The organism is Robbsia sp. KACC 23696 (assembly GCF_039852015.1).
In the GTDB taxonomy this organism is placed as follows: domain Bacteria; phylum Pseudomonadota; class Gammaproteobacteria; order Burkholderiales; family Burkholderiaceae; genus Robbsia.
The window spans coordinates 260,455-274,869 of the sequence record NZ_CP156626.1 but is presented as its reverse complement, the minus strand read 5'-3'; the positions used below and the strand labels follow the sequence as shown (position 1 = coordinate 274,869).

Genomic DNA, 14,415 nt, shown 5'->3' with positions numbered 1-14,415 from the left:
TAGGCCATCGAACAAACGCGTGATGTTCCATGAAAGACAACGGTTCTACCGTCATCGATCAATATGCGTTCGATCCGATGAAGCCCTTGACGATCGTGAGCAGAACAATCTTCATGTCGAACCAAAAGCTCCAGTGCTGAATATAGTACAGGTCGAATTTGACGCGTGCCTCCATCTTCTCCACACGATCCGTCTCACCGCGGAATCCATTGACCTGCGCCCAGCCCGTGATGCCCGGCTTGATGCGGTACCGGTACATATAGCCGTCCACCTGGTCCTTGTAGAGATCGTCATGTGCGATGGCATGAGGACGCGGTCCCACCACCGACATTTCCCCGCGCAGCACATTGATGAACTGCGGCAGTTCGTCCAGGCTCGTGCGGCGCAGGAAGGCGCCGACCTTCGTAATCCGCGGATCGACCTTCTTCGCCTGCGTGATCACGCCAGCAGCCTCCGTATGCACTTTCATCGAGCGGAACTTATATATTTCGAACTCCCGCCCGTCAACGCCCTTGCGTCGCTGCTTGAAGAAGACCGGTCCATGCGACGACATCTTGACCGCGATCGCGATCGAGATCAGCAGCGGCGACAGCATCAGCAACACGACCGCGGCGAACAGTCGATCGAATATCAGCTTCGGCAACACCTGCAGCTCGGCCACTTCATTGCCGGTGAGATTGATGGCGGGCAAGCCGAGCAGATCGATGATGGAGTGATTGAACAGGCTCAGGCTGCGCACATCCGGAATGAAGCGGATGTTAACGAAATCGTTCCGGAACTCGCGCATGTATCGCATGATGTTGCGCTCCTCGGACAGCGGCAGCGCCAACCAGATTTCATGGACACGGCGCTGTCGCACCATCCGCACCAGTTCGTCGAAACTCGACAGCACCGGCACGCCAGCGATCTGCTGCGGCGGCTGCAACGCTTCCGGCGCCCTTGCATAGGCGGCATCGATCGGCGTGAACTCGGCGCTGTAAATATCACGCGACGGATCTTCCTCCAGCACGCAGACGGCCCGAAAACCCGCTTGCGGGGCGGTACGGATACGGGACAGCACCGCACGGCAATAGCCGCCAGAGCCGACAATCACGACGGCGCGCTGGTTCAAGCCCTGGCGCCGGATGTTTTTCAGCAAGGCATAGAAGCACGATTTCGACAGCACCAGCAGAATGCCGCAGGTGACGAACCAGGTGCCTACCCATTCCCGCGACAACGAATGCGTGCGCTGCAGGCCGAAGACCACAGCGACGGCGAATACCATGACGACCAGCCACGCGAACATCACGCGCACCAGCAATTCGCCAATCTGCTTGCCACGCCACGATTGGTAGATATTCAGTCCCGGGAACAGCAGCACGACACCCAGGCTGTTGAATACCAGCATGAAATAGTCGACGTTCGACCACGGATGGTGGCCGTTGCCGCCGAAAACGAGGTGCGTCACGATGCCGCTCAAGGCGACAACGAGTATATCGATCAGCCTGGCCATTAATGGAAGCATGTTGTTCTTTCTCCTCCCAGGGGCTCGCGGTGTCCGGCACGCGCCGGACCTCCGTCACTGGCGATTGACATCCGCGCCAGGTTGATACCAAAGATTCTTCGGACTACGCTCGTCGGTCAGGTCATACAACTGGAACTGTCGATCGAGCTTTGCACCGCCATCCCGTGTCAGCGGCTCCCAATTCAAGTTCGCTATCCCGCCGGTCGAACGACTGAGCAGCGCATCGAACGGGATCTGCACATAGACACCCTTGTCGAAGCTACCTTCTCCAAATTGCGCCGACGTAATGTTCGTCTTCGTCGCATACGCGCCGATCAACACGCCGTTACGGAAGCGGCGTGAAATATCGAGCGTGATGCCCTTGTCCTTCGCCAGGTACTGACCGACGCTCGCCTTGACGAGCACGTCGTTCCAGCCAGTATCCCAATACGCGGTCAGGTGACCGGTGAAGGTCTGATAACTGCGCATCGAGAAGTCGTCGTTGTACCCGCGCTGCTTCACTTCGTTGACGTCGACACCCACCGCCAGCGGACTGTTCGATGGGCGCCAGAGCCATTCGGCCCCGACACCGGCGAACATCGGCTCCAGCAGACCGCCGTACAGGCTGTAGTATTGGTTTGCCGTCAGCTTGCCGATATGCGTCATCTGCAGATACGGGATCGTCAGCCGCGACGTCGTCATGTAGTGCCGGGCTTCCGTGCGCACATGCGGCAGCGAGCTGGGCGCGTCATAAGTGAAGTTCGAATAATTGTCGAACAGACGATAGCTGAGGCCGCCCGCGAGCCAGGTCGACTGCGTCAAGCGGAATGCGGCGTTCGCCTGCGCCGAAATGCTGTACAGCACGAAGCCGTTCGGTCCGCCCAGCGATTGCGAATAGCCCGGGCCGAACGCGTAGTAGAAGCGCTGAATCGGCGCCTTGTACAGCGCCGGGCTTTCGTCGACCTGCGCGTTCGGCGGCGGCGCGCCTTCGAGAATCGTCGGCGTCTGATCGGTGACCGGCACCGCCTGCGTCTTGCTCTGCACCCACGCGGTACGACGGACCGTGTAGGAGCGCATCGTCTGACCTTGCAAGACGGTGACGATTCGGAACGTATCGATGTCGGCCGGCGCGTCGCGGTGCAAAACGGTCGCGATCTGATCGAGCAGACGGCGGCGGTAGAAGGCCTGCGGGCTGTCGAACACGATCACGAGGGTCTGGCCATGCGACTGGATGTCGAGCACCTTCCAACCGGTCTGCGCTTGGACATCGGCAACCGTCTTGCGCCAATCGGGAGCGGGCGCATCCGGTGCGGGCCGCTGGGGCGAGACTGGCAGCGGCGCCGCCGCGCTCACCTTACGCGTGCCGAGGTTCGACAAATTGCCATGCAGCGTCGCGCCGAACATGAAGCGGTTGCCACGTTCGAAGCCGACGCTGAGGTCGAGGTTTCGGGTTGCGCGATAGACCAGTCCGACATTGATCGGCAGCTTCGCGTTGGCGTCATACCCGAACGGTTCCTTCTTGTAGTCGTTGCCGTCGTACTCGAGCTTGACGATCAACGGAATCGTCGGGAACTGGTACTGGACGCCGCCAAAGAGGGCGGTGCGGCCGCGGAAAAAGGATTTTCCGATGCCACCGGCCGTCGACGCGCCATTGCCGTTGGGACGCGTATCGAACTTGCTGCTGAAGACCGAGAACGGATTGCTCAGATCGCCGCGCGAACCGAGATACCCCCAGCCCAGACCTAAGGACCAGTCGAATCCACCGGTGCGTTTGCTGGCCACGAGGTACTCGCTGGAAAACAGGCCGGTGCCGCCGATGTCCATCATGCCGAGGGCGACCTGCGGCACAAAGGCGGACTCCTTCCAGAGCCGGACCTTCGCATCGATCGATTTATCCTTGTATGACTGGTCCCCGCTCAGGGCCTCCGCGCCGTACAAGTGATTTTGAATATTGGTATAGCGGAACCCGAACTCGAGCCAGTCGAGCGGATTCATCATGATGTTCACGCGCTGATACGGATTCACATCGGTGAAGCTGATCGATGCACTCCCTGCTGGCGACATCCGCGCCGACGGCGTCTGCAACAGCCCCTCACTGCCGAAATCGTTGCTGGTGACCTGCAAGTCGTCGTCGCGATCCTTGGCCCAGCGGTTGGCTCTCGCAAGGTTGGCGTCGCTGACGTTCGGCTTGATCAACTCATCAGGCGTGGCCGACTGCGTCAACGCCCTGGCGTCGGTCGTCGCGGCGACGTCCGATGCGGCCATCGGCGCGGCGGCGCGCTGCGTACCGCCGCCGTTCGACGACAGCGCACCGGCAGCGGCGGGATTTTGCTGGCTGCTCGATACCGGCGCCGGACGACGCGCATTGCCACTGGCGGAGTTCACCACGTCCGGACGGATCGACGTGGCGTCCACGGCGGTCGCGTTGTCGCTACCCACCTCGGCATCGTCGGCTTGCGTGACGGCAGCGTGGGGCGTCCGAATACCGGAAGGGGGTTGCGTCGCAAGGAAGGCGGCGATGCGATCCGACACTTGTTCCGGCCAGCCGCTGCGACGACTCGGCGCCCAGATCCAGGCGCCCGGCGCCACCGGCGTTTGCTTCTGCGCATTCCACAAGCCGATCCCGACCTTCTGAACCGTGGCATCCGGCTGCGCGACCCAGGCGATGTCGGCCCGGATGCGCGGCGTGCAGGCCTGGATGTAGTAACTCGCTTCAGCATCCGCGCGATAAGGCACCGTGCAAATGGCACCGTCTTCCAGAATGATGCTGACCGTATTAGGACGCAACGGCACGGTCACCGTATCGCCCGGCGACAGCTTCGGATCCTGCTGCGGATTGGCCTGGAGCCAACGACCGTCACCGGAGCGGACCGGCAGACGACCGGTGGGTTCCATGGCGGACAGCCGGGCGTACAGACCGTCCCGTACACGCGCCTTGATACGTCGCGTGCCGGGGCGATATTTGATCTGCGTCAATAGCGCGCGCCAGCGCGCCTCTTGAATCAGGCGATCGAGGGGCCGCGTCCAGATGAGCGCGCGAGTGTACAGCGGCGCCGGCGCACGATTCGTCGCCGCGTTGCTGTCAAACCCCGCCTCTTCGATATGACGTTGCACGAGCCAATCACCCAGATATGTGGACTGATCGATCGTCGCCGACACCTGCGACCATGCCTTCATCGGCACGCCGCACAGCAGCAGACACGACAACAGATACCGCGCGCTTTGGCCATGTGACCGTCGTGCCTCACGTAACCTCGGCGCTCCCCGCGTCCCCCATTTATGCATCGACGCTGCCCTTATGTTCTGTTGGGCCAGCGCTGCCAGGAGAAGCACAAGCTTCTCGACAGACACTGTTCCCCGTAAACCACTTCGCTGTTTTGACCGTCGAAACGCACCGCGTAGAGCGACGAGGGCAAAGCATTATTCCCCGACGACACTTCACGGAACCAATGCAGCGATGCATCTGGCGTACCGTAGAAGTGACTGCGGCGCGGCGCGGCGATCGGCGTCACCGTCAACGTGTCGGTCAGGCCGAAGTGGTAACCCGGCGACTCGTCGCGGCGACGTTCCAACGTCGCCTCGGTCCCGAGCGCCTGCCAATTCGGCTGTGCCGACAGGCGCACATCGGTCCATTGCACCGGCGTCCCGCTCGCGGACAACACCCTGCCGTTCTGCAGGCGCAGGACTTCTCCCGCACCGCTGTACCAGACACCTACCGGTCCGTCCGGGGCCGACTCCTCGGCGCCGCGCGCCATCAGGAACGACTTGCCCTGCACGGTGACCAATAGATAGTCATACCCCTTCGTCAAAGGCGTGCTCGCGACCGCGGCTTGCGACGTGCTGCGCTTGAACTTGATGTAATCCGACACGGCGGCCACCGGCGCCGAACAGGCGCTCAACAACACGGTCGAACAGACGATGAGACGCGCAATCTGCATAGTTCGCTTTTTGTTATGCCCCGAAGAATCCTGCAACGCCGCCCCCCGGCCGCGCGCGATGTCACACATGCATTGATGACAAAGGCTCCCTCGCCACCAACGCGGGGAGCCCATGGCATCCCAAAAATAAACCGCCCCTCCACTGGCAAGGCCTCGATGCACCGGGGAACACACAGGAACCCTGACTCGTCGATGCCGTTTGCAGTACAGATGAAACGTGAATCGTGCCGCGGATGCATCGCTCATCCGGCAAACGCGGATGGGTTGCGGCACCTGCTTGACTCTGCCGGCGCCACATAACGAGTGACTTGCGGAAACGATGCCGCTGGATACGGCGCGCTGGGCGGAACGTCGTGACAAGCGTCGCCGAACGACTGCGTGCCTTTCAACCTCGAAGCCACGCAGCGATTTCAAAAAGAGGGCAGGCATCCCGCGCGCTTCTCTTGCCGCTGCGACGCGAGGACCGAACACATTCTAGTGGCGAAAAATCGTCGTCTCAACAACGACCTTGTATCCAGACGTTTCCAAATGCAGCTTTCCGTTTATTACCCTGCGACACACGGTACCACCCGTCATCCGATCAATATCTCATGTCATTTTGAATTCTGCGAGACGAGTACGTGCATGCGATGAGGTCGATGATTTGTTAGTCGACATCATGTCGTCATACGTACGCGTCACACCGGACCGATCCCGCGCAGGCGTCCCGCACGGGATCGGTCCGGCTTCGCGCCCGAATCCCCCGATACACCGGCCCGGCCCGGAGGCAGACGCCGTTTCTGTTCTGGTTTTTGCACCTGCTGGACCAGGTCGGCAACGCCGCGAAATCGGGGACGTTGCCGCGCATCTCAGCATGGCTCTGAAACATTAAAGCATGCTCTGGGTAAACGCGTGTGACGGTGCGGCAGGCCACTTTGTCACGTATTTTTGCCTTATCAAATAACCGGGCGTGGTTTTGTAGGAATCCTCTTACAAAATCCCTGCCGCCCAAATAATATCGCTGCCATAATGAGGACAGTGGCACCCCGGGGAACAGGGTCCGTCATGTGCGCACATCGCCCTAAAATAAGAATTCCGGGGGCTGTGCGGCAAATTCGTAAAAGTTGATTTCGTCACGGACCGCGCCAATACGCTTCTGATAGCATGATCAGTCGCGTGTAAAACATCATTTATTGCCGCCCCGCGCTTGTGCACCGGATCCCCGGGATCGGTGCATGCATGCGGTCGCACCGCGAGGTGTTCGGCGGCCCAACGGCTTTGGAGCATTCATGAACCAGATCATCGATTCCGCATCCGTGACCGCTCCGGCTGTCGACGATGGGATGAGTATTCAGCAGGTCATTCTTGCCGGCGGTTCAGGCTCGCGCCTGTGGCCGCTGTCGCGCGAGCATTATCCGAAACAGCTTATCGGCCTGCTGGGCGAACAGTCCTTGCTCGAGTCGACACTGAACCGCATCGACGGCTTACGTGCGTCGACGCGTGTGGCGGCGGAAACGCTGCTGGTCTGCGGTGAAGATCACCGCTTCCTGACGGCAGAGCAGCTGCGCGCGCAAGGCCGCGCGGCGCGAATCATTCTGGAGCCGGTCGGCCGCAATACGGCACCCGCGCTGACGGTGGCGGCACTGGCGGCGACGCTGGACAACAATGACCCGGTGATGGTCGTGATGCCGGCCGACCACGCCGTCGCTGACCAGGACGCATTCGAAAAAGCGGTCGCCCGTGCGGCGACGTATGCACAGAATGGCGCCATCGTGGCGCTGGGCATCGTGCCGAATCGCGCCGAAACGGGCTATGGCTATATTAAGGCCGGTACGTCCTTGGGCGACCACGGCGGTCATACGCTGGATCGGTTCGTCGAAAAGCCGCACCTCGAACTGGCCGAGCAATATCTGGCGTCGGGCGAGTACTGGTGGAACAGCGGCATTTTCATCGTCCGCGCCTCCACCTGGCTGCGTGCGATCGAGGCCTGCCATCCCGAAATTCACGCCGCTGTGACCGATGCGTTCACCCGCGGCAAGGACGACGGCGATTTCTATCGCCTGAACAAGACGGCCTTCGCCGCCTGCCCGTCGGACTCGATCGATTACGCGGTCATGGAACGCCTCGGCGATGGCAGCAACGTGACCGATATCAAGGCCGTCGTCGTGCCGCTGAACGCAGGCTGGTCCGATGTCGGCTCATGGGATGCCGTCTGGGATATCTCGGAAAAAGACACGGACGGGAATGTCGCCCGCGGTCGCGTGATGTTCGAAGGGACGTCGTCGACGTTCGCCCATTCGGATGGCCGCTTGATCGCCTGCGTGGGCCTGACCGACACGATCGTCGTTGAAACGCCCGATGCGATCCTGGTCGCCGACAAGCAGCATGTCCAGCACGTGAAGTCGATCGTCAACCGCCTGAAGCTGAACGGCGACCCGGAAGCGCAAAACCATCGCAAGGTGCATCGCCCCTGGGGCTATTACGATTCGATCGACATGGGCGAACGCTTCCAGGTCAAACGCATCGTCGTGAATCCGGGCGCGAAACTGTCGTTGCAAATGCACTATCACCGCGCGGAGCACTGGATTGTCGTCAGCGGCACGGCCGAAGTGACGTGCGGCGAGAATGTTCTGCTGCTGTCGGAAAACCAGTCCACGTATATCCCGCTGGGATATAAGCACCGTCTGGCAAACCCCGGCCGCGTCCCGCTGGAGATCATCGAAGTGCAGTCCGGGTCCTACCTCGGTGAGGACGATATCGTCCGCTTCGACGACACCTACGGCCGCGCCTGACCGCGCGGAGGCGATTGGGCGTCGACTTCGGCGCCCTGCCGCTCTCGCTCCAGCCCACGCTGCCGTTGCGGTTTAACCGCCCCGTGATGCGCGTATCGACATTGTCGGTACGCCGCCATCCGGGGCGGTTTTACTTTGGCGGCGCGGCAAACTGTCGCACTCAGGCGCCGGGCGCCGAATCTCGCGCGACGAGATAAGGACGCGCCCGCCGAACGCCGATGTCATGCGCGACTTTTACCCAGTCCACAAAGCGCCAATCGGGGCCGTCCGCGCCGCAAAGGGCAGTCTCCGCCGTTACATCACTTGCATTCAGATACAACTCCGCATCCACGCCCTGCCCCAGATAATGCAATTCGAGCCTGACCAATGACAAGCCATACGGCGCAAGTGCTGCTCGCGCTCGCGGAAGCAGCGTTTCGCGCGATGGGAGTGGCGGCACGGTAACCGGCATGCTGTCGTCATCCTCCGGATCGATATGAATCAGCGCATCGAGGATGGGGAAGGCTTCAGGCGGCGCGGGCTTGGCGGTGGTTGCAGCCGGCAACGCACCGGTCGGCGTGGCGCCTTCCTCGGCGCGATGCGGCGCCTGCTCGCGTTCGGCATCGCTTTTCTTCCCCGCGACACTTTTGGACGCTGACCGATTCAGGCTCAGCAGGCGTGCTCGTGCCGTTTCGGCGATGAAATGCCCCTCGGAGACGCTGATCCGCGGATCGACCAGCAAGTGTGCATCGACGACGGCACTATCGCCCATCTTCCGCGTCCGCAATGCATGCACGGCCCGCACACCGGGCGTCTCGGCGAGCACTTGCCGCACCTGAGCGACGGTGTCATCGTCGACCGCACGATCCGACAGATCCTGCATCGCGCCCCAGGCGAAACTCCAGCCCATTCGCCCCACCAGGAAGCCGACGATCGCCGCCGCCAGCGGATCGAGAAAGGGAAATCCGAGCAGGCTGCCCAGCACGCCGAGCGAGACGACCAGGGACGAGGCGGCATCCGAACGCGCGTGCCAAGCGTTGGCCACCAGCAGGCTCGAGCGAGCGCGCTCGGCTTGCCGCAGCATGAAGCGGAACAGCCCTTCCTTGGCCACGACGGCGACGGCCGCGACCAGCAAGGCGGCCAGATGTACCGGTGGCGCATCCGCCAGATCGCTCATGCGCGCACCGGCCCGCCAGAGCATGCCGACCCCGACGACGACAAGTAGTGCGCCGAGAAACAACGACGCCACATTCTCGTATCGACTATGACCATAGTTGTGGTCTTCGTCCGGGCGGGCATCGCTGCGTTGGTTGGCGAACAACACGACGCCGTCCGCCACCAGGTCGCTCAAGGAATGTATGCCATCCGCGATCAGCGCCTGGGAATGCGCCAGCACGCCGACGACGCACTGGAGGACGACCAGCACGGTATTAACGCCGATACTGACCCAGGTCGAATGCTGCGCGATTTGCTGGCGATTTGTCATATTAAAGAGAACGTTTAAAAGCCTATCACGCAAAGATTATCATATGACGTTACGCCGATTAAGACGAAGAGAAAGCCGTCCGAAAGGCAGGGCATTATCGTTTCGGACCGTACGGTCAACTCCGGGCGAATCGGTTCACGCTACATTCTCGCTGTATGAGATTGCACTCTCATTATTGCAGCGGGCAACTTCCCAAAATCACCCGGTATTAGTGAAGCATTGCCACGCGCCGAATCGCGCCGGTAAAACGAAATGCAATCGGCCCCCACCCGCGCTAAGAAGGAGGGGGCCGACACCGACAGGATCGTACCGCGCGCTGACCGTTCTACGCCGCACCAAATGCGGCGGAAGCGTCAGATCAAGAAGCGGGAGCGATCTTCTTCGCCCGCGATCCACTTCGGCGGCTTGCCGCGGCCAGACCAGGTCGCACCGGTTTCCGGATCCCGGAACTTCGGCGCGACGCTGGCCCGCACTTGCTGTTGCTGCTTGGCGGGGCGGCCACGACCGGCGAATCCGAGTTCGGCGGCGGTCAGGTCGAACAACGCAATTTTCTCGCGTGCGTCACGCAGAGCATCCGCGCGCAGACGCTCTTTCATTTCGTTGATTTGACGATCCAACTCGTCCCGCTGGGCCTTCAACGCACCCAATGTATCGTCAGCTGCTCTCGCCATTACATTCTCCTTTTTCCGAACGCTTATTCGTTGCCATGCGTCCCGTCTTCCTCACCAATAATCGCATCGATGCAGACTGCCAATTTCCAGATCGTATGATCGGAAACTGAAACGCACTCGAATACTACATGAGAATGGCGCTTTCGATAAGCCGTTGATTATTTCTTCGTACCATTTATGTAAACGTTTTTACTGACTCGACAATAAAATCCCGTCACGCAGCAGAGTTTGTCCGCTCAAATGATATGGAGACATAGCGCGATTATCAAAAATAATCGTACACATCCTATTTGCCCCTCTCCCGCGCATGCACGGGTTCTTCGCGCGCACCTGTGGCTGCGTCGTTTCCGCAGGCACGTCGCCTGCTACGTCACTCGACGGTCAGCGGGAGGCAGTCTCGGCGCCATACCCGACGGCCACAAATTTGGTAAGGTAAAAGATCGCGCCCTTCGACGACGACAACGGACGATAAAAGGAGCAACACAATGAATGCATTCGATAAGACGAGTGACGCGCTGGCGGATGTGGCATCGGAAGGTGCCAAGACGGGTCGCCGAATCGGCCGCCAGGTTGCAAGCGCTGGAGATAGCGCAGGGTCCGATATCCGGGCACTGCTGAAGGATTTGGAAGCGTCACTGAAGGAAGGCAAAGACGACGACGTCGGCGCATTGCGCTCGCGTCTGGAAGCCCGCCTGGCCGATGCACGCGCAACGTATGACGATGCGCAGTTCTCGATCCGCCAGAAGATTCAAGCGGCGGCGGAGACGACCGACGGCTTCGTGCGCGATCGGCCGTGGGAGACGATCGGCGCTGCTGCCGGTATCGCTTTCTTGCTGGGCGTGATCATCGGTCGCGGCTAAAGCCCGCCGCTATCGCGGATCGCGCGACGGCAAAAAAAACATCGCACGCGTGCGATGTTTTTTTTGGTCCGAACCCTGCGTAGGGAAACGCCGGTCGGACAGACCGCTGAGTGGATCTCACCCTTGCCGGACCGGCTGCTTCGTCGTCGCCGCGGAAAGCGCGCCGGCGACGAGCAAAGGGCTAAATCGACAGTCCGATTAGGACGGTGCCTTCATCGACACGGTGTCGAGCAGCGTCTTCTTGCTAGCCTTGTAGTCGTACAAGGAGATCACCGGGTTTTGCACGTCGCCGTTCTTCGTGAACTGGATACGGCCCAGCACGCCCGTGTAATCCGTCGCCGGCATCGCCGCGAGGATCTTAGCCTTGTCGATCGAGTTCGCACGCTTCATGGCATCGGCGATCACGTAGACAGCGTCATACGTGAACGGCGCGTAGATCTGAATCGGCTGACCGAAACGCGCTTGATAACGCTTGGCGAAATCCGCGCCGCCAGGCATTTTTTCCAGCGACATACCGGCTTCCGAGCAGATCACGTTGTCGGTCGCATCGCCGGCCAGCTGCGAGAGCTGTTCGGTGCAGACGCCGTCGCCGGCCAGAATCTTCGAGCGAATGGCCAATTGACGCGCTTGCTTGGCGAACGGGCCGCCGGTGGCATCCATACCGCCGTACATGATCACGTCCGGACGTTCCGATTTGATCTTCGTCAGAATCGCGCGGAAGTCGACGGCCTTGTCGTTGGTGGCGTCATGCGACAGCACCTTGATACCCAGCGCCTTGGACTTCTTCTCGAACTCGTCCGCCAGACCTTGACCGTATGCGGTCGCGTCGTCGACGATGGCAACGCTCTTTGCCTTCAGCGTCGTGCCGGCGTACGTCGCCAGCGCCGGACCCTGCTCGGCGTCCGTTGCCACAACGCGGTAGGCCGTCTTGAAGCCTTGCTGCGTGTAGGTCGGGTTCGTTGCCGACGGCGAGATCTGAACGATGCCTGCGTCGCTGTAGATCTTCGATGCCGGGATGGTCGTACCGGAGTTCAAGTGGCCCACGACCGCAACGACCTTGTCGTCCACCAGCTTCTGCGCTACTTGGGTTGCTTGACGCGGGTCACCTGCGTCATCTTGCGCGTCCAATTGCAGCGTGATCTTCTGGCCGTTGATCGTCAGACCCTTCTTGTTGATCTCTTCGATCGCCAAGCGGGCGCCATTCTCATTGTCTTTGCCCAAATGAGCGATGCCGCCCGTCAACGGCGCAACGTGGCCGATCTTGACGATTTCGTCGGCGTTCGCAACGCCTGCGCTAGCAGCGAATGCCAACGTGGCAGCGGCCAAAGGCAGCAATTTAAAAGACACATTACTCATTTAAAACGTCTCCGGTTTCCGGTTCAAGCAGAGTCAGCGCCGAATGATTGAGCGTGAGGCTGTTCAGTCAGGTCTTGGGTAGCAGCTAAGACCGTGCGAGAGTGTACCGTTCCAAAAAAATTCGCCACTAGTATTTGTTCTGAAGAAAAGCTCTATTTGAATTTATCTCAGAAATATGTCAGTAAAACGCGCCAACCGCGTGGCGAATTCCCTCAGCTCCACGCCCCCTTCGACCCGTCATATCCCGCAGAACCCCCGTGCGCTGGGCATTCGCGCGTGTTTGACAGGTCTATTGAGGAAGCGGGTCGACGTGACATTCGAATACCTGGGAGCGCATCCTAAAAAGAAGTCTTTCTCCCCACTCGCGCGCTCAGAATACGCCAATAATGCCCTCGGACTGACATATTTGTAAAATACATCGCCGGTGCCGTGACGCCGGAGACACATCTGCATCGGTCGCGCCTTTCAATGGCCTGACGCGAATGTCGCGGAACCGTTTTCAACCCACTCCAGCCAATGCCATCGCTCGCCAATGGTTTGGCGTCGCGCGACGGTATGACGATGGGGACATACGCCGACGCGACAGCGCTTGGCAGTGCGCGTCTGGCGGCATAGCGGGACAGCGATCGGCAAGGGATCCGCGCCGTCCCCGATCAAAGCCACTTCGATGCGCATCACGTCAATCCGGCTTCGATCGCAAAGCGCAGCAGATCGATGTCGGAATGCAATCCCAGCTTCAACATGGCCGAGCGCTTTTGATTGCTGATCGTTTTGGCGCTACGCCCCAGATACGCCGCTACCTCTTTCAGCGATCGGCCATTGGACAACAGGCGCACAATTTCGGTTTCCCTCGGCGATAGGCGGGTCAGCGAAAGGCGATTTTCCAGCCATACTCCGCGAGTGCCATTGGACGCCGAATTCGCCAACACATCCGGGCAACGGATCAGCGCGTCATACGGCAGCGTGGGCAATGGCGACGAAAAGAATGGCAACGCTGGCGATGTCGCGCCGACCGCCGCGCCCGCGTGATAGCCCGAGGGAAGGGTGGGTTGCGCCAATCGCCTTGTCAGGGCCGCCGCCGCGCCATCGCTGCTCGCACCGGCCGCTTCCGCCGACGACGATGGCTCCGACCACCGGGATGCCGCCACATCCGCTTCGCCGCCACGCTCCCACTCCCGCAGCGGCAACGCCTCGCCAGTGGCGCGATTGCGCACAGGCGAGGCGAGCGGGGCGCCCTGTCCGCAGCGGCCGAATGGCTCCCGCGCCGACATCCGCGACAACGGACCGTCGCGTGTCCGCGGCAGCGCGCGCGCTGCCTCCGCAGCCTCCGGCGATGCCTGATGCGCACGGCCACCCTCGCCCCAATTCGACGTGACCGCCGCGACCGACACCGCCGCGGCATTCCGCTCCGCCGCTAGCGGCGCCGTATCTGCACACACGCGACTCGCGGGCGCGATGCGCATACTGCCACTCGCCAGCACCAGAATCGTTTTCGTCAGGACATCCAACGGATCGCGCTTGCAGAGCACCGCATCGGCCCCCATCGCAATAGCAGACTCGCGCAATCCGTCTCGATTCACGCTCGTATAGAGAATGGATCGAACGGTCGGGTGACTTACCCGAATTTGACGCAGCAGGTACAATCCATCCGGATTACCGCAGTCGTCATCCGATATTATGTAATCCATAATGATTACATCGCAATGGGTTGCTCCTAGCGCAGCGAACAGTTCATCGGGTGACGCCACCGCCCCGACAAAGACCATCGATTCGGTCCGGCCGATGATGGATCGCAAACCCTCGATGATGATCGGTTCGTCGTAAACCGCCATGACCCGGATAGCCTCAGGCATGTCATGTCTCCTTCAGCA

Annotated in this window: 9 protein-coding genes; 2 read left to right on the top strand and 7 right to left on the bottom strand. The window is 60.9% G+C overall.

What is annotated here, in order from left to right; genetic code table 11:
• Positions 1–58: 58 nt before the first annotated feature.
• The 3 genes from ABEG21_RS01055 to ABEG21_RS01045 form a co-directional block, all read right to left on the bottom strand.
• Positions 59–1,504 carry an undecaprenyl-phosphate glucose phosphotransferase gene (locus tag ABEG21_RS01055; protein WP_347555460.1) on the bottom strand — a complete coding sequence of 482 codons (1,446 nt, stop codon included), beginning with the start codon at positions 1,502–1,504 and terminating at the stop codon, positions 59–61.
• A 54-nt stretch (positions 1,505–1,558) separates the two neighbouring features.
• Positions 1,559–4,660, bottom strand: a complete 3,102-nt coding sequence (locus ABEG21_RS01050; RefSeq protein WP_347555459.1) for a YjbH domain-containing protein — start codon at positions 4,658–4,660, stop codon at positions 1,559–1,561.
• Positions 4,661–4,779: 119 nt separating this feature from the next.
• Positions 4,780–5,421 (bottom strand): hypothetical protein, encoded by a 642-nt coding sequence (locus ABEG21_RS01045; protein WP_347555458.1) that lies wholly within the window; start codon positions 5,419–5,421, stop codon positions 4,780–4,782.
• 1,268 nt (positions 5,422–6,689) lie between these two features.
• Between ABEG21_RS01045 and ABEG21_RS01040 the strand changes: the two genes are divergently transcribed.
• Positions 6,690–8,192 (top strand): mannose-1-phosphate guanylyltransferase/mannose-6-phosphate isomerase, encoded by a 1,503-nt coding sequence (locus ABEG21_RS01040; RefSeq protein ID WP_347555457.1) that lies wholly within the window; start codon positions 6,690–6,692, stop codon positions 8,190–8,192.
• A gap of 160 nt (positions 8,193–8,352) precedes the next feature.
• Here ABEG21_RS01040 and ABEG21_RS01035 read toward each other — a convergent pair whose 3' ends face one another.
• A complete protein-coding gene (locus ABEG21_RS01035; protein ID WP_347555456.1) occupies positions 8,353–9,657 on the bottom strand; it encodes a cation diffusion facilitator family transporter in 1,305 nt (434 codons plus the stop codon).
• A gap of 353 nt (positions 9,658–10,010) precedes the next feature.
• Positions 10,011–10,328, bottom strand: coding sequence for an H-NS histone family protein (locus ABEG21_RS01030; RefSeq protein WP_347555455.1), 318 nt, complete (start codon positions 10,326–10,328; stop codon positions 10,011–10,013).
• A 485-nt stretch (positions 10,329–10,813) separates the two neighbouring features.
• Here ABEG21_RS01030 and ABEG21_RS01025 point away from each other — a divergent pair, with 485 nt between their 5' ends.
• The gene (locus tag ABEG21_RS01025) at positions 10,814–11,188 is read left to right on the top strand and encodes a DUF883 domain-containing protein (protein WP_347555454.1); all 375 of its coding nucleotides are present in this window, start codon (positions 10,814–10,816) and stop codon (positions 11,186–11,188) included.
• 198 nt (positions 11,189–11,386) lie between these two features.
• Here ABEG21_RS01025 and ABEG21_RS01020 read toward each other — a convergent pair whose 3' ends face one another.
• Together ABEG21_RS01020 and ABEG21_RS01015 are read right to left on the bottom strand one after the other, a co-directional pair.
• Positions 11,387–12,544, bottom strand: coding sequence for a branched-chain amino acid ABC transporter substrate-binding protein (locus ABEG21_RS01020; RefSeq protein ID WP_347555453.1), 1,158 nt, complete (start codon positions 12,542–12,544; stop codon positions 11,387–11,389).
• A 674-nt stretch (positions 12,545–13,218) separates the two neighbouring features.
• Positions 13,219–14,397 carry a response regulator transcription factor gene (locus tag ABEG21_RS01015; RefSeq protein ID WP_347555452.1) on the bottom strand — a complete coding sequence of 393 codons (1,179 nt, stop codon included), beginning with the start codon at positions 14,395–14,397 and terminating at the stop codon, positions 13,219–13,221.
• Positions 14,398–14,415: the final 18 nt, after the last annotated feature.